At 59.0% G+C, this 19346-nt stretch carries 14 protein-coding genes and 1 other RNA gene (1 of these 15 cut by a window edge); 11 read left to right on the top strand and 4 right to left on the bottom strand.

Annotation, left to right across the window (positions count from 1 at the left end; all coding sequences use genetic code 11):
• Positions 1-244 precede the first annotated feature (244 nt).
• From AXF19_RS06070 to AXF19_RS06085, 4 genes are all read left to right on the top strand, one after another.
• Entirely contained in the window at positions 245-8038 is a 7794-nt protein-coding gene (locus AXF19_RS06070) for an autotransporter outer membrane beta-barrel domain-containing protein (RefSeq protein WP_084784780.1), read from the top strand.
• 328 nt (positions 8039-8366) lie between these two features.
• A complete protein-coding gene (locus tag AXF19_RS06075; protein ID WP_066846430.1) occupies positions 8367-8681 on the top strand; it encodes a hypothetical protein in 315 nt (104 codons plus the stop codon).
• 68 nt (positions 8682-8749) lie between these two features.
• Positions 8750-9730 carry a diaminopimelate dehydrogenase gene (locus AXF19_RS06080; protein WP_066846433.1) on the top strand — a complete coding sequence of 327 codons (981 nt, stop codon included), beginning with the start codon at positions 8750-8752 and terminating at the stop codon, positions 9728-9730.
• 95 nt (positions 9731-9825) lie between these two features.
• Complete coding sequence (locus tag AXF19_RS06085; protein WP_066846436.1) at positions 9826-10452, top strand: class I SAM-dependent methyltransferase; 627 nt, start codon at positions 9826-9828, stop codon at positions 10450-10452.
• A gap of 75 nt (positions 10453-10527) precedes the next feature.
• Here AXF19_RS06085 and AXF19_RS06090 read toward each other — a convergent pair whose 3' ends face one another.
• Complete coding sequence (locus AXF19_RS06090) at positions 10528-10842, bottom strand: helix-turn-helix domain-containing protein (RefSeq protein ID WP_066846438.1); 315 nt, start codon at positions 10840-10842, stop codon at positions 10528-10530.
• Positions 10839-11204, bottom strand: coding sequence for a type II toxin-antitoxin system RelE/ParE family toxin (locus AXF19_RS06095; RefSeq protein WP_066846441.1), 366 nt, complete (start codon positions 11202-11204; stop codon positions 10839-10841). Before AXF19_RS06095 ends, AXF19_RS06090 begins: the two co-directional genes overlap by 4 nt.
• Before the next feature lie 71 nt (positions 11205-11275).
• Between AXF19_RS06095 and AXF19_RS06100 the strand changes: the two genes are divergently transcribed.
• The 6 genes from AXF19_RS06100 to leuB all read left to right on the top strand — a co-directional run bounded on the left by AXF19_RS06100 (position 11276) and on the right by leuB (position 16822).
• Positions 11276-12217: a hypothetical protein gene (locus AXF19_RS06100; RefSeq protein ID WP_066846444.1), complete on the top strand. Its 942-nt coding sequence runs from the start codon at positions 11276-11278 to the stop codon at positions 12215-12217.
• 114 nt (positions 12218-12331) lie between these two features.
• On the top strand, positions 12332-12862 hold the full coding sequence (gene ilvN / locus AXF19_RS06105) for an acetolactate synthase small subunit (RefSeq protein ID WP_066846448.1): 531 nt from the start codon (positions 12332-12334) through the stop codon (positions 12860-12862).
• Complete coding sequence (ilvC, locus tag AXF19_RS06110) at positions 12843-13859, top strand: ketol-acid reductoisomerase (protein ID WP_066846451.1); 1017 nt, start codon at positions 12843-12845, stop codon at positions 13857-13859. The genes ilvN and ilvC overlap by 20 nt, the downstream gene beginning before the upstream one ends.
• A 134-nt stretch (positions 13860-13993) precedes the next feature.
• Entirely contained in the window at positions 13994-15256 is a 1263-nt protein-coding gene (leuC, locus tag AXF19_RS06115) for a 3-isopropylmalate dehydratase large subunit (RefSeq protein ID WP_066846454.1), read from the top strand.
• On the top strand, positions 15256-15759 hold the full coding sequence (locus AXF19_RS06120; RefSeq protein WP_066846457.1) for a 3-isopropylmalate dehydratase small subunit: 504 nt from the start codon (positions 15256-15258) through the stop codon (positions 15757-15759). The genes leuC and AXF19_RS06120 overlap by 1 nt, the downstream gene beginning before the upstream one ends.
• Entirely contained in the window at positions 15749-16822 is a 1074-nt protein-coding gene (gene leuB, locus AXF19_RS06125) for a 3-isopropylmalate dehydrogenase (protein WP_066846460.1), read from the top strand. Before AXF19_RS06120 ends, leuB begins: the two co-directional genes overlap by 11 nt.
• 309 nt (positions 16823-17131) lie before the next feature.
• Here leuB and AXF19_RS06130 read toward each other — a convergent pair whose 3' ends face one another.
• The gene (locus tag AXF19_RS06130) at positions 17132-18325 is read right to left on the bottom strand and encodes an MFS transporter (protein ID WP_066846462.1); all 1194 of its coding nucleotides are present in this window, start codon (positions 18323-18325) and stop codon (positions 17132-17134) included.
• A gap of 243 nt (positions 18326-18568) precedes the next feature.
• Here AXF19_RS06130 and AXF19_RS06135 point away from each other — a divergent pair, with 243 nt between their 5' ends.
• Positions 18569-19228, top strand: coding sequence for a 3'-5' exonuclease (locus tag AXF19_RS06135; RefSeq protein WP_066850100.1), 660 nt, complete (start codon positions 18569-18571; stop codon positions 19226-19228).
• Between the two features lie 90 nt (positions 19229-19318).
• Here the strand turns inward: AXF19_RS06135 and ssrA are convergent.
• Positions 19319-19346: a transfer-messenger RNA gene (gene ssrA, locus AXF19_RS06140) on the bottom strand (it continues 404 nt past the right edge of the window).

Below are 19346 nucleotides of genomic sequence, written 5' to 3' on the forward strand. Positions count from 1 at the left end.
GTTGCAGCGTGCACAAATATGAAAGGTGATCTATATATTTAAGAAAAATATCATGATTTCATTCACGTTTTGTGAAATTTTATTCAAAAAGAGGAATAATAAATTAGAAATATAGTTGACAACGAGAATAACCTTCATGTATCATAGGCGAGTATATAATGAGTCTCAGTCTGTGGTTGAGACCGGCGGAAGAATCTCGGTGATAAAGTAAATGTTCTTCGCGAGCACATTGGAGGAGGAGCACATGTTGAGTGGATTGAAAGCACAGCGTCGCTTGGCTGTCTATGTTGCATTGGGGCTGTCTACTGGGGGGGGACTGTTGTTCTCCGCACCGTCGGCGTATGCGGCGGATACGCATGACTACACAGAAACGGCTGCAAGCATCAACGGCCTTGAGGGTACGGACAAGACCGGCTTCATGAGCGACAACAAGATCACGCTCGGAACGGAAGGCGGTCCGACGAATAAGCCGTTCAGTACCTATGGTACGATTTCTGGCGGCGGAAAAAAGACTGCTACAGAGGATGTCAGCAATAATACGCTGACGATTCACGGGCTGCAGGTCAGCAATGGCAGCGGACAGAGCATCATTTACGGCGGCATCAGCGGTACGGGTGCAGTTACGAACAATCGCGTGTTCTTCAACAACGGTCTGTCGAAAGATCCCATCTACGGCGGCTTCAACGGCGCGTCCGCCACGAAGGAGGTCAAGGGCAACTCCGTCACCGTTGCAGGCGGCACCGTGGAAGGTGACGTCCAAGGCGGCGGCACGGAAGGCACGGGCGCTGTCACGGGCAATTCCGTCACGCTCAAGGGCGGCACGTTCGGCGATGAAGCGATGGGCGGCATTATACGCAACGCATCGAGCAGTGCCGATGTTACAGGCAATACGGTGACGATTTCAGGCGGAAAATTCACGAAGAACAATACTTTCATCTATGGCGGCTATACGCAGGGTACAGGCAAAACGACGGGCAACACCGTTAACCTCGGCGATGGTGAGAATGCCATGGCGGCGGGAACGGATCTGACAAAGGTCAATCTTGTCGGCGGCAACAAGTTCGATGTCACGGGCAATAGGCTCAATGTCAACGCCTCAGGCATCATTGCACGCACGGCGCAGAATTTTGAGAAGTACAATTTCAACCTCACGAAGGGCGTTACGGTCGGAACGGATAATGCATCGATACTGAATAATACCATGCTCAAACTGACCGAAAATAATGTGCTTGGCAGCAGCAATCAGGTTCAGTGGAAGAATATCACGCTGAACGCAGAAAAGTGGCATGACGATAAGACTCGCTACGGCAAAGTCGGCACGGTGCAGATGCTCTGGGGAGCGTCCGGCAGCACGCTGAAGGTCTTCCACGATGCGAAGATGGATCGCAAAGCGACAAGCGGCGATTTTGAATACCGTATGTATGCGGATGTCACGAATGCTCCGATATTTGGCGGCTACAATCTCTTGACCTATATCCGCGCTGACATCAATCGTTTCCAGAACGCCGATGCGACGGCGAACAACGTCACAGGCACAGCTGTCTATGGCGGCTATTCGAGTCTCGGCAATACGACGACGGAAAACAAGATCAAGATCACGAATACGAACAATACGAATCTGAATGTCTACGGCGGCTATACAGCGGGCGCGGGTGATTCGACGAAGAATACGGTCACGATAGCGGGCACGAGCAAGGTCAAAAACGTCTATGGCGGCTATGTGACGGCGGCGAACGCCAAGGCGGATGGCAATACCGTCAATATTGAGTCGGGCGGCACGGTCAGCGGTCATATTTATGGTGGATATGCCAATGGCAACGGTACGACGACGAACAATACGGTCAATCTCGGCGATGCCGACCATACGGATTTCGCGGGCACGACGCTCACGAACAGCGAAATCCACGGTGGGAATAAGGCGGCGACGGGCAATACCCTCAACGTCAACGCGAAAAACATCACGGTGAAGTCCGTCAACCACTTTGAAAACTACAAGTTCAAACTAAGCAGCGCGACCACGTTCGGCGATACGATGCTGACCGTGACGGATGCGGGCGACTTCAGCGGGACGGGGGTTGACTTTGACAAGATCACCGTGGATCGGGCGGGGCTTTCAGAGGCTTCGAACACGCACGGCATCCAGAGGCTAACCCTGCTCAAACGAAATGGGATGCTGAAGTTCAACAACTATGTGGCGCGCGAGCTTGGCAGTGCAACCGATACGCATGAATTCGGTCTTGTGACCGATACGGGCACAAAAACGGCGCATGCCCTCATGCTGGAGGCGAGCCGATTCAAGGGCAGCAATGTCACCTATGACGGCACAACACCGACGTTCGGCGGTGAGGTCTATGGCGGATTCTCCCGCTTTGGTCATACGACGACGGGTAATACGCTGACAGTGACGGGGAAGCCCACATCGGGAACGCCGCTCTCATATGCCTACGGCGGCAAGAACGAGGGCGCAGCAGGCGCGGTCACGGGCAATACGGCGACGCTCAATCTCCCGAACAACAATACCGCGATCAAGGATGTCTACGGCGGTAAAATCACGAACGCAGCCAATGCGGGCGAGGTCTCGGGCAATATCGTCAATATGAAGCAGGGCACGGTGGAGTATGCGGTCGGCGGGCAGACCAACGGTACAGGTGCGGCGAAGAACAATACGGTCAATCTCACGGGCGGCACGGTGACGAGGGAGATCTATGGCGGTCTCAGCGAGAAGGGGGCGGCGACGGGCAACACAGTCACGATCTCGGGCGGCACGGTTGGCAGTTATACTCCTGCCGATGTCTACGGCGGCAAAAAGCTGGTGCTGAATGCCGGCAGCAGCACGTCGAACAATACGGTGAATCTCGGGGCGGAGGACGGCAGCTATACGGCAGACCTCACCAAAGCAAATATTCACGGCGACAACTCCACGGACGGTGCGGTGAACAACAATACGCTGAACGTCCGCGGCAAGAATATCACGGTCAACAGCGTGGATAATTTTGACAAGTATAAGTTCACGCTGAACAACAACATCAAAGATGGCGATACGATGTTGACGCTGAAGAACGGCGGCTTTGGCAGGGAGATCGACTTCGCGAACAATTTCGGTCTGGATACGTCGAAGCTGACGGGAAAACCAACCGGCCTTATTACTCTTGTCAAGAGTGCGACGGGGACGCTGAAGTTCAAGTCAGGTTACGTGCCGCGTGATCTCGGCAGCACGGACAATGTCGAGTACTTCGTCGGCACCGACACAGGGGAACGTGAAGGCTTCTCCGTCATCATGGGGTACAATATCTTCAAGGGAAATACGTGGACGTACGACGGCACGAATCCGCCGAATGCGAAGGAACTGTTCGGTGGTGTCTCCTACAACAACCACACGACGGAGAGCAATACGCTCACGATCACGAACACCTCCACGACGGAATGGGTTGGCAAGACCTATGGAGGCAAGACGGCAGGACGCACGGGCGGTGCCAAGAACAACCGCGTCGTCGTTGAGAATACGGGAGCCGGCAGAGGTATCACCAACGTCTACGGCGGTGCGGTCACGAATGAGAAGAACGCTACGGGCACGGTGACAGGCAACAGTGTCACGCTGAAAAATGGTCGTACTAGCACGGTCTACGGCGGCTATACGCGAGGCAAGGGCGCGGTCGGCGGCAGTGCGAACGGCGAGGGCAATGCGGTGACGCTTGAGAATGGCGTAGCGGGCGATGTCTACGGCGGTGCCATCGACAATTCGGACAGCACGGCCGCTGTCACGGGCAACAAGGTCACGATCCAAAACGGTACATACAACCGGCTCTATGGCGGTCATACCAAGGGCAAGGGTGCGGCGCAGAACAATGAGGTCACGATCTCGGGCGGCACGAGCAGCGATGATGTCCACGGCGGCTACACGCATGACGGCGGCGCAGCGACGGGCAACGGCGTGACGCTTACGGGCGGCACGGTCACGGGGACGATCTACGGCGGCTATACAAATAACGGCGGCGATGCCACGGGCAACACAGTGACGCTCACGGGCGGCAAGGTGACGGATAAGGTCTACGCCGGATACGCGGACGGTGGCGGTGCGACCACGGGCAACACGGTAAATCTCGGCAATGGAACAGGTTTCTCTGAGGGTGCCGATTTTTCGGGTACCTCCATCTATGGCGGCAACAAAGCTGACGTGACGGGCAACACGCTGAACGTCAAGGGCAAGAACATGACCGTCAAGACGGCGGGCAAATTCGAGAACTATACTTTCTATTTGGGGAATGATGTAAAGGACGGCGATACGCTGTTGACGTTCGCGCAGGCGGGCGGATTTGACGGTGATGCCGCAGACTGGTCGAAGATCACGCTCGATGCGGATAAACTCCATGCGTGGAGCGCGGGCAAGCAGCGCACGAATACCATCACGCTGCTCAATGCTGCAGGTATGACGTTCACGGGTGCGGCAAATCAGCGTCTCCTCAGCGTTCATGACGGCATGGAGTACGGTGTGCGGACGGATAACGTCGGCTCTGCGACGGCGAGCAAGATCTTCCTTGAGGCGAATCGTTTCAAGAACGGCGTGGTTGACTTTACCGCCGCGACAACGGGCGAGGCGCTCGGCGGCATTTCTCATTTCGGCAATACGACGGAGCACAATACGCTGACGGTCAAGAGTCTCGCCGCAGGTGCGCACAGTGCCTACGGCGGCAAGACGATGGGCGCGGCGGGCGGCTCAATCAAGAATACAGTCACGGTTACAGGGACGGGCGCAGGTACGCTGACGAACATCTATGGCGGCTATGTTGATAAGGCTGCGAACAGCGGTGATGTGACGGGCAACCGTGTGACGCTCACGGGCGGCACTGTCACGGGTGCGGTCTACGGCGGCTACACGAAGGGCAGCGGTGCGACCACGGGCAATACGGTCAACATCGGTGCGGACCCGACGACGCTGAAACAGGGCGATACCTCGACGCTCGCGGCGGGCACGAACCTCACGAATGCGGAGCTTTACGGCGGCAACAAGGGCGCGGCGGGCAATACGCTGAACGTCACTGTGAAGGATGCTGCGGCGAAGAAGGCGCAGAACTTCGAGAAGTATACGTTCTACCTGACGAACTCCGTTGCGGCGGACAAGCCCAAGAGCGGCAAGATCGAGGATGCGTTCACCAAGACGCGCGGCACGATGCTGTCCCTTGCGGACGGGTTCGACGGGCAGACGGTGGACTGGAACAACGTCACGGTCGATACGTCGAAGCTCTCCGCCGACAAGACGCTCGGCGCGATCACACTGATGAAGAGTGGGACTGCGGGCAAGCTGAAGTTCTCGAACTACGCCGTGAAAAATCACGCAGTGAGCGGCGACTATGAGGTTGTTCAGCGCACGGATACGACGGATACGGGGACGACAGTCAACGCGACGACGGTACTCATTGACGTGAACCGCTTCCGTAACGGTGAGGTCGTTTATGACGGGGTCAATCCGAACGCCAAGACGTACAGCGGCGTTTCCTACGGCGGCAATACGGCGGAGAAGAATACGCTCACGATCACGGGCATTGCCTCCGGCAAGACGGTCAAGTACCTCTCGGGTGGACGCTCGGAGGGGGCTGCGGGTGGTGCGGTAAACAACACCGTAAATCTCGTCGGCACGGGCGCGGGTACGCTGGAAGAGGTGTACGGCGGCTATATCGGCAAGACAACGAACTCTGCGAATGCGACCGGCAACACGGTCAACATCGCGGGCGGCACAGTTGCAAAAAATATCTATGCGGGCTACACGAACGGCACGGGCAAGACCACGGGCAACACCGTCAACATCGGTTATACAGACGAGAAGAAGGTGTTCCATGCGGTTGCTGACGGCACGAAGGTCATAGGAACCATCTACGGCGGCAACAAGTCTGCCGAGGGCAATGTGCTGAATGTGCGCGGCGCGATTACGGCGGGGCAGATTGCGAACTTTGAGCGTCTGAACTTCACCGTGAACAAGGATACGGTGGGCAAGACGCTGCTGACACTCAATGGCGGCGCTGCAACGAGCGGACTTGACTGGAAGAAACTCACGGCACAGGTCGGCACGACCGATCTGCCGACGAAGAGCTATGCCGCGACACGCGTCACGCTGATGGCGAATGAGCAGGGCATTGAGTTTACGAACTACGACAAGGCAAAGGAGCTTGTCGCGGGCGAGGCCTATGAGTTCTCTGTTGACAGGGCGTCCGACGGCAAGTCTGTCTATGCGGACGGCTATCGGTTCAAGGACAACAAGACGGCGTCCTATGCGGCGTCGGACGGCACGCATGACCTTGCATGGGGCGGACGCTCGGAGCAGGGACATGCGGCGGAGGGGAACGTGCTCACCGTCACGGGCGGCACGATCACGGATACGGCGTACGGCGGCACCTCGCGCAAGGGGGCGGCGAAGCAGAACCGGCTCGTCATGCGCGGCGGTACGGCACAGAACCTCGTCGGCGGCTTTGGTGCGTCGGCGTCGGATAACGCGGTGGACATCTTCGGCGGCAGCGTCGGCGGTGATGTCTACGGCGGACGTGCGACCGGGGGTGTGGCATCCGGCAACACGGTGAATCTCTACGGAGGGGTCAAGATTGGCGGCGTGATCCACGGCGGCGCAGGCAATGCGAACAGCACGAACAATACGCTTGCGGTGCGCTCGTTCGGCACGACGGCGAAGGATTTTGACGGTGTGCAGAATCTGCATTTCTACCTGCCTGCGGGAACGACACCTGCAGAGACGCGGACGATGCTCACGCTCACGAATACGGGCGAAAAGAACATCCGGGGGTTGCATCTCGGCGTCGGCATTGCGGGCGATGCGAAGGCGTTCCGTCCCGGCGATGCGGTCAGCCTGCTCAAGGTGGGCGGTACGCTGACGACGGATGATGCACTGAAAAACGTCGGCAAGGATACGATGAAGGCGTCGCAGGGCTCTGTTCTCGACTATACACTCAGCCTCGCAAAGCGCGGGGAGAATGAGCTCATTGCAACGGTTGAGAAGGTTGAGATGAATGCGCGCAGTAAGTCGCCGGTCGAGACGCGCGTGGCGGCGAGCGCACTGCTGAACGCAGGTGCAGACCTCCTCTCGCATGTCGGGTATACAGCTGCGGCTGAGGCGGCTGCTGTGATCTCGGCGGGGACTGCTCCCGCTCCTTCCTCCGTCGAGGGCGTGCGGAACACGAATGCAGGACTTGCGGCTGCGGGTACTGCGGCATCTGCCGGTGCAAATGCGTCGGCGGCAGGCAGCGGTGCATTCCAGCTGTGGGCGGCGCAGGGCGGCTCGAATATACGGGTGCATTCCGGCTCCCATGTGGATGCAAAGGGCTGGAACCTCAACGTCGGCTTTGCACGCGCAAACAAGATGGGCGATGCAACGCTGACCTACGGACCCTTTGTCGAGTATGGGCGCGGCACATATGACTCCTATCTGGACGACGGCACGCACGGCAGCGGCAAGATGAGCTATATCGGCGGCGGCATGATGGCGAAGCTGACGCACGAAAACGGACGCTATGTTGAGGGCAGCGTGCACGCGGGGCGTGTGCGGAGCGACTACACGGGCAGCGGCGACGCTGCGGCGCTGAGCTATGACAACTCGAACACGTACTGCGCCGGACACGTTGGTTTCGGTCAGGAATGGAAGCTCGCGGGCGGTGACCGCATCGAGGGCTATGCAAAGTATTTCTACTCCCATCAGGGCGGCAGTACGACGAAGCTGCGCTCGGGCGCAGAGTTCGACTTCGGCGGTGTGGACTCGCACCGTCTGCGCGTCGGCGCACGCTATACGCACGCGGACAGCGCAAACAGCGAGGTCTACGCGGGGCTTGCGTACGAGTATGAGTTCAACGGAGATGCAACGGCGATCTATCAGGGCTACAGTACACCGAGCCCGTCGCTCGGCGGCGGCACGGGCATCCTCGAGCTTGGTTATCGCTTCGCACCGAAGGACGGCCGCGTCAGCTACGGCGTGAACCTCATGGGCATGACCGGTCAGCGCGAGGGTATCGCGGGCGGTGCACAGGTAACGTGGGCGTTCTAAGGGGATATTGATTTTTGGGAGAGGGCTGTTGCACGAAGTCATTTTGACTCCGCATAACAGCCCTTGTTCGTATGAGCGTTCAAAGCGCCCCTTCCACCGCTTCGCGGTCCCCCTCCCCCGTACCGCACGGGGGAGGCTTTGCATTACGGCATATTAGCTTCCCCCGTCGAAACGGGGGAAGTGGCGAGTGAAACGAGCCGATAGGGGCGCTCTTGCAACAGCTCCTTTCTGTATACAGAATTATTTTCATTGGGCGGTTGCGTGTCCGGTGGAATCGTTCTATAATAAGTAACGCCCGTGAGGGCAGTAGATAAAAGAGGTGATACGAGTGAGTGATACGTACAGTGTCGCCATCAGCTATGGCGACGTTCTCGGCTGGATTGACTACGATGCGTCCGTGCGATCTGCAACGGTGAACCTTGCGGATGAGAAGGGACGCGCGGCTGCGGAGGCTTTCCTCGCGACCGATCATGAGGTCGAGGTGCCGCATAAGACGCTGATGGACTTTACAAAGGAGACCGTTACGCCGCTCGCGGACTGCGAGAGTTTCAAATTGGCTCTTACGCGCCTGTGGAATGAGACGAACGTCCAGGTGGACTGGTCGCGGCCGGTTGACTATGTGAAGGCACACCCGCACTACTGAGGAAAGTGTATTTGGCATTTTCTGCGATTGATTTACGCCGTCCGGGGGGGATGGTGGGAGGAGTTTTTATGATTCGTATTGGTATTCTTGGCTATGGCAATCTTGGACGCGGCGTGGAGTACGCCGTTGAGGCAAATGCAGATATGGAACTCGTCGCGATCTTCACGCGGCGCGACCCCGCGTCGGTGCAGCCGCGCACGAATGTGCCGGTTGTCCATGCGGACAAGGCGGCAGAGTGGAAGGACAAGGTTGATGTTCTCATCCTCTGCGGCGGTTCTGCGACCGATCTGCCCGCGCAGACGCCCGCGTTTGCAAAGCTGTTCAACGTGGTGGACAGCTTTGACACGCACGCAAAGATTCCCGCGCATTTCGCGGCGGTGGATGCGGCGGCAAAGGCGGCGGGGCATGTCGGCGTGATCTCGGTCGGCTGGGATCCGGGCATGTTCTCCCTCACGCGCTCCTATGCGAATGCCGTTCTCACGAACGGTGCGGACTATACGTTCTGGGGGCGCGGCGTGAGTCAGGGGCACTCGGATGCGATCCGCCGCATTCCGGGCGTGAGGGATGCCAAGCAATACACCGTTCCCGTACCCGCCGCGCTCGAGGCTGTGCGCAGCGGCTCGAACCCGACGCTCACGACGCGTGAGAAGCATACGCGCGAGTGCTATGTCGTGCTTGAGGAGGGCGCGGATGCAGCGGCGGTCGAGAAGGCGATCGTGACGATGCCGAACTACTTCTCGGACTACGATACGACCGTGCATTTCATCAGCGAGGAAGAACTCCTGCGCGATCATGCGGGTCTGCCGCACGCGGGCTTTGTCCTCCGCTCCGGCGCGACAGGGGCAAATGGGGAGAACAAGCACATCATCGAGTTCAGCCTGAAGCTCGACTCGAACCCCGAGTTCACGGCGTGCGTCCTCGCCGCCTATGCGCGTGCGGCGCATCGCCTCGCCTCTGAGGGTGTGACGGGCTGCAAGACCGTCCTCGACATCGCCCCCGCCTATCTCTCGGCGAAGAGCGGCGACGAGCTGCGTGCCTCGCTGCTGTAATATCATAGTGTGTGTTTTCAAAGTGCCTTGCGCATCGTGCGCGAGGTACTTTTTAACAGAAAAAATTTTGTTGTTTTCAGAAAGGAGGGGCGGTCATGGGACTGCTTCGCAAATTTTTTAGTAATTGCGGGAAACCGCAGGGACGAATGGGCCGGGTCGTCGTTGCGATGATGAATCGTGGTCATGCGGGCACTGCGGCGTGGGGCTTTTCGCATCTCGACCTGCAAGGGAATGAGGAGGTGCTTGACTGCGGCTGCGGCGGCGGGGCGAACATCGCCGTGTTCCTGCGGATGGTGGACGAGGGACATGTGACGGGGCTGGACTATTCAACGGTCTCCGTAGCGAAGTCGCGTGAGGTGAATCGTGCGGCGATTGATGCGGGACGCTGTGAAATCGTTCAGGGGAATGTGCGGGAGCTGCCGTTTGATGATGCTCGGTTCGATGTCGTGACGGCGTTTGAAACGGTGTATTTCTGGCCGGAGATTGCGCGCTGCTTTACCGAAATTCATCGTGTGCTGAAAGCGGGCGGCGTGTTCATGATTACGAACGAGACGAGCGGAAAGACGGGCGCACATGAAAAGTGGCAGAAACTCGTTGATGGACTGTCTGTCTATACGGGTGAGGAACTTGAGGCACTGCTCACGGGCGCGGGATTTGCACGCGTGGAGATTGATGAGGATTTGAAGGCAGACCGCCTGAACGTTCGGGCGTATAAAGCGTAGCAGTCTTTTTGATACGATAAAAGCGTCCCGCAACTGACGGGACGCTTTTATACTTTCATCTGAGCCGTTTTTTTGCTATGATAGATTCGGTTCGGGCTTCATCGGCGTGATGGAGAGTGTGTAGCCCAGCGGCGTGAGGACTTTGAACAGGGTATCCAGTTGGGGGCTGCCCTTCATGCGTTCAAGACGTGCAATCTGCGGTTGCTTTATGCCGCTGAGCTCTGCAAGACCGCGCTGTGAAAGACCTTTTTCTTCGCGTGTTTCGATCAGCTTTCCAATCAGATCGGCTTCGAATTCAATGCGGTTTCGTTCAGCAGCACTTACTTTGCGTTCGTCATTCATATAGTCGGAAAAGGTACGGTATGTTTCGCCATTGATTTCTACGCTCATGATTTTTCGCTCCGTTCTAAAAAGTCCTTGAGTTTTAACTTTGCCTGTTGGATTTCCTTTGCAGGTGTTTTCTGGGATTTCTTTATGAAGTGGTGCAGGAGAACAAATCTATTGTCTTTCCAATAAAAGAAAAAGATGCGGTTACTCAGAGGCCGAAGCTCCCAGAGATCCCCACCAATGTGTTTGACAAATGGCATTCCGAGTCTTGTTCCGTAGAGGGATAGTGCTTTCATATAGGCGAGGATTTTCTCGCGATTGATGCGACTGGTCTTGCTTGTTTGCGCTTCTTTGGCAAGTGCATCGAGATGAGCTTCGATCTCTGATTGTCCGTTTCGGGCGTGATAGAAGATCAGTTCATACATGAAAATCCCTCCACCTGCATGATAACAAATTCGTTATTAAAAGTCAATCGATATGAGAAAGGAGTGCTGCTATGGCGATTACCCCACCGACACCGCCGACACCCCCGTCGCCGCCGAAGATCACGCTCGGCGATGCGGCGCGCGACGCGCAGGCGAATACGACGCATACGACGGGCGATGCACAGGCGGAGCAGCAGGCGCGTGACTCTGTGGCGCAGGGCAATGGTGCGCTCTCGAAGACGACGACGGGTGCGCCAAAGGCAGGCGACACGGCGGAGCGTCCGAATGCTGCCGCGCGCACGGACGCGGCGAAGGGTGATGCCGTGAGCACATCTGCCGCGAAGGTGGACCGCGGGACAACGGTCGAGGGGCAGAAGGGCGCGGATGTGGCAAAGGGGCTCGATCTCGCACAGGAGAATGCGGCGCTGAAGCAGCAGCTGGCAAATACCGAGCAGAAGCCGCCCGAGGCACCGACCTCCTACACGGCGACGAGCGGTCTCTATTGGGTGGGCATGATCGGCGTGGCACTCGTCGTGGGCATTGTCGCCTTTCGCCGATTCTTTCAGAAGAAGGAGCAGACGGATGTGGAGACGGAGCCGTCGCTCGGCGAACGTATCCTTGCGCGTGAGCGCGCCGAGGAACAGGGGGCGACGTCGACGGACGCACAGGAGAAGCCGCGCACGACATCGGAGCGCGGCGCGCACGATGATCTCCTTGCGGCGGCGGAGCGCACGCGGCGTGCACGTGATACGCGCAGCGAGATCCTGCCTGAGTTCACGGGGCTGACGGCGGGCGAGGCACTCGCGCGTCTGATGGAGGAGGAGCGTGCGGATGTGCGTCCCGCCGAACGGCAGTCGGCATCGCCAAAGGCGGCACAGACGCAGCAGAGAGCCCCCGCCGCTCCTCCTCCATCTCCTGTGGTATCTGCAACGCCGCCCCCGTCGCAGCCCGTCAAGCGCATCGCGCCGCAGGAAAGCGAGGAGGAGAAGCCGCGCTTCGAGGTGCGGGTATAGACATATACACGTATACACGCGGCGTCATCTAAAACTTATTGACAAATGCTCATGTGTGGGTGATAATGAAGGGCACGAAATCACCTGCGGCGCGGCGGAGAGGAGTTTGTTATCATGAAACATGTGCTGTCCGTCTTTGTTGAGAACCAGACGGGGGTTCTGGTGCGCGTCGTGAGTATGTTTTCGCGGCGCGAGTTCAACATCGACAGCCTGTCTGTCGGCGTGACGGAGTCGCCGGATTTCTCGCGCATCACGGTCGTGATGCAGGGGGATGGGAATCTCGTCGAGCAGATGATTAAGCAGCTGGAAAAGATGCCCGTCGTGCGGGCGGTTCAGCGGCTGGACGAAAAGAGCGCAGCGTGCCGCGGCATGACGCTCATCAAGGTGCGGGCGGACGATGCGAATCGTCTCGACGTGCTCAAGATGGGCGAGCTGTTCCGGGCGCACGTCGTCGATGTGGAGTCCTCCTCGATCATCTTTGAGATCACGGGCAGCGATGACAAGGTGACGGCATTCCTCAAGGTAATCAAACCATATGGGATCGTCGAGGTCATCCGCACGGGGCTCATTGCGCTCGAGCGGGGGGAACACACAATTTATGAACATTGTGAGGAGCGGGAGTACTATGGCAAAAACTTACTATGATCAGGATGTCAACTGGAGCGTGCTCGAGGGCAAGACGGTCGCGGTCATCGGCTACGGCAGTCAGGGGCATGCACACGCGCTGAACCTCAAGGACAGCGGAATCAATGTCGTCATTGGGCTCTATGCGGGCTCGAAATCGGCGAAGCTCGCCGAGGAAGACGGGCTGAAGGTTCTCCCCGTGGCAGAGGCGGTAAAGCAGGCAGATGTCACGATGATCCTCATTCCGGACGAGAAGCAGGCGGCGCTCTACAAGAGCGAGATTGCGCCGAACCTTAGACCTAACAGTGCACTCGCGTTCGCACACGGCTTCAACATCCATTTCAACCAGATCGTCCCCGCCGATGACATCGACGTGTTCATGGTTGCACCGAAGGGTCCCGGTCACCTCGTCCGCCGTACGTTCCGCGAGGGCGGCGGCGTTCCCGATGTGTTCGCGGTCGGACAGGATGCGACGGGCACATGCTTTGACCTCGCGCTGGCGTACGCACGCGGCATCGGCGGCACGCGCGCGGGCGTCATTCAGACGACGTTCCAGGAGGAGACGGAGACCGATCTCTTCGGTGAGCAGGTCGTTCTTTGCGGCGGCGTGACCCACCTCATCCAGAACGGCTTTGAGACGCTGATTGAGGCGGGCTATCAGCCGGAGATCGCATACTTTGAGTGCTTCCACGAGATGAAGCTCATCGTCGATCTCATGTATGAGGGCGGTATGGCGAAGATGCGCAAGTCCATCTCCGACACGGCGGAGTACGGCGACTATACGCGCGGCCCGCGCATCATCACGGATGAGACGAAGGCGGAGATGAAGAAGATCCTCGGTGAGATTCAGGACGGCACGTTTGCGCGTCAGTGGCTCACGGAGAACAATGCGGCAGGGCGCGCGAACTTCCTCGCGGAGCGCCGCATCCACGCAGAGCATCCGATCGAGGAGGTCGGAAAGGAGCTGCGCGGCATGATGTCGTGGCTCAAGGACGGCGCGGATCTGCGTAAGGACTAACTCACCGCTCCCTTGCCTGCCCCGCCGCAGCGGGGAAGGGGGACCATGCGCAGCGTGGTGGAAGGAGCGCTTTATCAAGGGCACAACAAAGGGGCTGCATAGCCCCTTTTTCTGTATATTTTGGAGGGCTATGAATGGGCATGAATATGAGCGAGAAGATTCTCGCACGCCATGCGGGACTGGAGCACGTTGAGCCGGGGCAGCTCGTCACGTGCCGTCTCGACATGGTGCTCGCAAACGATGTGACGGGGCCGCCGTCGATCAAGGAGTTTGAAAAGACGGGATGCCCTGTCTTCGACCGTACGAAGATCGCGCTGATTCCCGATCATTTCCAGCCCGCGAAGGACATCAAGTCCTCCGAGCTGGCAAAGATCATGCGCGACTTTGCACGAAAGCATGACATTTTGCACTACTACGAGCAGGGGCGCGTCGGCATCGAGCACGTCATCCTGCCCGAGAAGGGCATCGTTGGGCCGGGCATGCTGACCATCGGCGCGGACTCGCATACCTGCACCTACGGCGCGGTGAACGGCTTCTCGACGGGTGTCGGCACGACCGATCTCGCAGTCGGCATGGCGACGGGCGAAGCGTGGTTCAAAGTGCCCGAGGCGATCAACGTGCATCTGACGGGCAAAAAGCCCTCGGGCATCAGCGGCAAGGATGTGATCCTGACGCTCATCGGCATGATCGGCGTGGACGGCGCGCTCTATCAGAGCCTTGAGTTCACGGGCGAGGGCGTTGCCGACCTCTCTATGACCGACCGCCTGACGATTGCGAACATGGCGATCGAGGCGGGCGGCAAGAACGGCATTTTCCCGTACGATGATGTGTGCAGGGAATACGTCGAGGGGCGCATGACCGCGCCGTTTGAGCCGGTGCACGCCGACCCCGACGCACAGTACGCGCGCACGGTGGAGATCAACCTCAGCGAGCTGCGCCCCGTCGTCTCGTTCCCGCATCTGCCGGAGAATACGAAGCGCGTCATGGACATCGCGGAGCCGATTGCAATCGATCAGGTCGTCATCGGTTCGTGTACGAACGGGCGGCTTGAGGATATGGCGATTGCGGCGGAGATTTTGAAGGGACATACGGTGCACGAGCGCGTGCGCTGCATCATCATCCCCGGATCGCCGTGGGTCTATCATGAGTCGATGCGGCGTGGCTATCTCGATATATTCATGGACGCGGGCGCGGCGATCTCGACACCGACCTGCGGGCCGTGTCTCGGCGGCTACATGGGCATCCTCGCGGCAGGCGAGCGGTGTGTCTCGACGACGAACCGCAATTTCCGCGGGCGCATGGGACACGTCGACAGCGAGGTCTATCTCGCAGGTCCGCACGTCGCGGCGGCAAGTGCAATACTGGGGCGGATTGCAGCCCCCGAGGAGGTGGCGTGATGTTCGAGGGAAAGGTCTGGCGGTACGGCGACAACATCGACACGGACGTAATCATCCCCGCGCGGTATCTGAATACGTTCGAGCCGAAGGCGCTCGCGGCGCACTGCATGGAGGACATCGACACGACGTTCGCCGGAAATGTGGCGGAGGGCGACATCATGGTCGGTGGGCGCAACTTCGGCTGCGGTTCCTCGCGTGAGCACGCGCCGATTGCGATTGCAGCATCGGGCGTGCCCGTCGTGATTGCGGCGAGCTTTGCGCGCATCTTCTATCGCAACGGCATCAACATCGGTCTGCCGCTCCTTGAGATCGGCGATGCCGTGGAGCGGATCAGCGCGGGCGACCGTCTGCGCGTGGACACGGCAACGGGGGCGATTGAGAATCTGACGACGGGCGATACGTTCCATGCACATCCCCTGCCGGGCTTCGTGCAGGACATCGCGCGTGCGGGCGGACTCTTAAGCTACATCCGCGAGAATGGAGGATTCCGTCATGGCGTATAAGATAGCAGTCGTCCCCGGCGACGGCATCGGACAGGAGATCACGACGGAAGCCGTGCGCGTCCTCAAAGCCGTCGATGCGAAATTCTCACTCGGGCTGACGTATGAGACACGCGACGCGGGCGGTACGGCATACGATAAATTCGGCACGCCGCTGCCCGAGGACACCCTCGCGGTCTGTAAAGCGTCGGACGGCGTGCTCTTCGGTGCGGTCGGCGGGACGAAGTGGGATGCGGTCGAGCCGGCGCTTCGTCCCGAGCGTGCGATTTTGGGCCTCCGCAAGGGTCTTGGGCTGTATGCGAACCTGCGCCCCGTAAAGGTCGCGGACGCACTGATCGAGCATTCGCCGCTGAAGCCTGAACTCGTGCGCGGCGTCGATCTCGTCATCGTGCGCGAGCTGATCGGCGGCATCTACTTCGGTGAGAAATGCGAGTCGGAGCAGGTGGACGGCAGTGAGCGCGCGTGGGATATGGAGAACTACTCCGTCCCCGAGGTGGAGCGCATTGCACGGCTTGCGTTCGAGACGGCACGCCTGCGCCGCTCGAAGGTCACATCCGTGGACAAGGCAAATGTCCTTGCAACCTCGCGTCTCTGGCGGCGCACAGTGACGGCGCTTGCCGAGGAGTACGCGGATGTCGCGCTCGATCATCTCTACGTCGACAACTGCGCCATGCAGCTTGCCGTGCGTCCGACGCAGTTCGATGTGATCGTGACGGGCAACCTCTTCGGCGACATTCTCTCGGATGAGGCAGCGGTCATCGGCGGCTCGATCGGGCTGATGCCGTCCGCGTCCATCGGCACGGGCACGAGCCTCTTCGAGCCGATTCACGGCAGTGCGCCTGACATTGCGGGGCAGGGGATTGCAAACCCGCTCGGGACGATTCTCTCGGCGGCAATGCTCTTGCGCTACGCGCTTCACGAGGAGGCGGCGGCGAACGCCGTCGAGGCGGCAGTGGACGCGGCGCTCGCCGAGGGCAAGCGCACGGCGGACATCTACATCGCAGACACGGGCTGCACAAAGGTCGGCACGCGCGAGATGGCGGACGCTGTGCTCGCGCATCTGTAAGGAGCGCCCCTATCGGCTCGTTTCACTCGCCACTTACTGACCTGTCCGAGAAGCAAGCCCGAAGGGTGCAGCTGAGCGGGTAACAGGTCGTATGGGAAAACCTCCCAAGAACACAAGCCGAAAGGCGCAGTGTGATTGGAAGAGGTTGACCGCTCCCCCGCTTCGGCGGGGGAAGCTAATATACCGTACTCCAACAGCCTCCCCCGTCGAAACGGGGGAGGGGGACCATGCGCAGCATGGTGGAAGGGGCGCCTTGAGCGCGCCAACGAAAAATGCGGTACGAAGTCAAAACAGCTTCGTACCGCATTTTTATATTTCTGCGCCTCTCTTGTGTATATATCTCCACCAGACAAACAGTGCGAGTATGAGGAGAATCGACCCTGCCGTCGGAAAGAGGAAGTGCATACCGAGGTAGGTTGCGACGACGCCGCCGAGGAGCGGCCCCGTGAACCCGCCCACCTGCTGCGCGGCGAAGAGCATGCCGAAGACGCTCCCTTTTAGCTGCGCGGGCGTGTGCTGTGCAATCACGGCGTTCAGTGAGGGCTGAACCCCCGCGAGGAAGAGCCCGACGCCGAACTGCATCGCGGCGAACGGGAGCAGTGTCTCGGGGATTCCCTGCAAGGCGAGGATCATCCCTGCGCAGGACATCGCGAGGCACATGGCGACGAAGTAGCTGCGCCGTGTGCCGAAGATGCCCCAGAGCGGCGCGGACATCGCACCCGCAATGCCGCCGAGCGAGAACACAACGCCCGCGACAAGCACGATATTCTCCATGTCTCCCGCGAGGTATTTGATGTAAGTTGTGATGACGGGCATAAGGATGAACGTCACCATCTGCGCGAGCGTGCTCACGATCATCATTGTGCGCAGGATGGGAATGCGCCAGAGATGCCACGGATTTTGCTCCTCCGCTGTGAGCGGCGCGCTCTCCTGCGGCATCGGAGGCTCCTTGATGATGAAGGTGAACGCAAGGAAGTTGATGAAGAGCGCGATACCGCCGATGTAGAAGCTCGCGCGCATGCCGAACGCCTCCGCGAGCACGCCGCCGAGCAGCGGCCCCACGACCCCGCCCGCCGTCAGCGTTCCCTGCATGATGCCGAGTGAGAAGCCGAGCCGCTCGCGCGGCGCATAGAGCGTCATGATTGCAAGATCCATCGGCCAGAGCCCCGCCGCAAATCCCTGAAAGATGCGTACCAATACGAGCTGCTCGGGCGAGGTGACAATGCCGCCGAGGAAATAGCTCAGCGAGATGAGGAGGCTCGCACGCATTGCCATGAGGCGTTTCCCCTTGCGGTCGGCAATGCGCCCCCAGATCGGCGCCATGACCGCCGAGACGAGGAAGGTCACGGAGAACGCCACGCCCGACCAGAGATTCACCGTCGTATCGTCAACGCCAAGCTCATTCGTCAGATACATCGGCAGGAACGGAATAATCATCGTATAGCTCGCGGACATGAAGAGCACATTGCACGTCAGCAGCACGAGGACAACTTTCCAATTCATGAGCAGACTCCCTTTTCCTATACTATCCTCTCTGTATTCTACCATGTTTTTGGGAAAATGAAACAGGTGAAGATGGGACGAATTGCCCATGCGTTGATTTTCTGAAAATATTGTGCTATAGTAATACAAACACGAAACATTTCATGCAGAAAACGCGCGTCAACTGAGCCGTGCCACAAAATACCGCAACACCGTCTGCCGTGCGTCATTTGCGGCAGATTTTTTCGAAAGTAAGGATTGCTCATGAAACACATCGTCGTAGACCTTGAGATGAACCCTGTCTCGAAGGAACACAGGGAAGTACGCAGAAAACTCAACGGGGAGATCATCGAGATCGGTGCCGTCCGCCTGAATGAGAACTTCGAGCAGGAGGACGAATTCCAGTGCTATGTCTGCCCCGAGTACGGGATGGTGAAGAAGCACATCACCGAGCTCACGGGCATCACGCAGGAGCAGGTCGCAGGACGCCCTGCATTCTCCGAGAGCTTTCACGCGTTCGTCGCATGGATTGGCGAGGCGGAGACGAAGATTTATTCGTGGAGCATGTCCGACATCAAGCAGCTGCGCAAGGAGTGCCGCCTGAAGCTGCCCGCGTTCGATGTGGGCTGGCTTGATACCCGCTGGGTCGACTTGCAGCAGGCATTCGATGACCGTCTCGGGCTGCACAACAGCCTCGCGCTGAAGCATGCACTCGGCGCGATGGGGCGCAGATTCGAGGGCAGTCAGCACTCCGCGCTCGCCGATGCCGTGAACACGAGCGCCGTCCTCGCCCTCATGCAGGACGATGCGAAATTCCGCGAGACCATGCGCCCCGTCCTCGAGATCCTAGAACCCAGCGAAGGACTCTCCGACGCCATTGGCGACCTCTTCCCCGATCTGGAAAAGTTGAAGAACAATTTGTAACGCAGAACGGATTGCCGCATGCAGAACGCGTGCGGCTTTTTGATTTACAAAACAAAAAGCCGCCCCTCTGGGCGGCTCATACAGTCGAATTGGTGGAGATGAGGAGAATCGAACTCCT

Origin of the sequence: Selenomonas sp. oral taxon 126, from assembly GCF_001683335.1 — a bacterium.
Classification (GTDB): Bacteria; Bacillota; Negativicutes; order Selenomonadales; family Selenomonadaceae; genus Centipeda.

Excerpts from the sequence above, each read along its gene's own strand:
- AXF19_RS06070 (WP_084784780.1), top strand. The coding sequence starts at position 245 with ATGTTGAGTGGATTGAAAGCACAGCGTCGCTTGGCTGTCTATGTTGCA.
- AXF19_RS06080 (WP_066846433.1), top strand. The coding sequence starts at position 8,750 with ATGATTCGTATTGGTATTCTTGGCTATGGCAATCTTGGACGCGGCGTG.
- AXF19_RS06085 (WP_066846436.1), top strand. The coding sequence starts at position 9,826 with ATGGGACTGCTTCGCAAATTTTTTAGTAATTGCGGGAAACCGCAGGGA.
- AXF19_RS06090 (WP_066846438.1), bottom strand. The coding sequence starts at position 10,842 with ATGAGCGTAGAAATCAATGGCGAAACATACCGTACCTTTTCCGACTAT.
- AXF19_RS06095 (WP_066846441.1), bottom strand. The coding sequence starts at position 11,204 with ATGTATGAACTGATCTTCTATCACGCCCGAAACGGACAATCAGAGATC.
- AXF19_RS06100 (WP_066846444.1), top strand. The coding sequence starts at position 11,276 with ATGGCGATTACCCCACCGACACCGCCGACACCCCCGTCGCCGCCGAAG.
- ilvN (WP_066846448.1), top strand. The coding sequence starts at position 12,332 with ATGAAACATGTGCTGTCCGTCTTTGTTGAGAACCAGACGGGGGTTCTG.
- ilvC (WP_066846451.1), top strand. The coding sequence starts at position 12,843 with ATGGCAAAAACTTACTATGATCAGGATGTCAACTGGAGCGTGCTCGAG.
- leuC (WP_066846454.1), top strand. The coding sequence starts at position 13,994 with ATGGGCATGAATATGAGCGAGAAGATTCTCGCACGCCATGCGGGACTG.
- AXF19_RS06120 (WP_066846457.1), top strand. The coding sequence starts at position 15,256 with ATGTTCGAGGGAAAGGTCTGGCGGTACGGCGACAACATCGACACGGAC.
- leuB (WP_066846460.1), top strand. The coding sequence starts at position 15,749 with ATGGCGTATAAGATAGCAGTCGTCCCCGGCGACGGCATCGGACAGGAG.
- AXF19_RS06130 (WP_066846462.1), bottom strand. The coding sequence starts at position 18,325 with ATGAATTGGAAAGTTGTCCTCGTGCTGCTGACGTGCAATGTGCTCTTC.
- AXF19_RS06135 (WP_066850100.1), top strand. The coding sequence starts at position 18,569 with ATGAAACACATCGTCGTAGACCTTGAGATGAACCCTGTCTCGAAGGAA.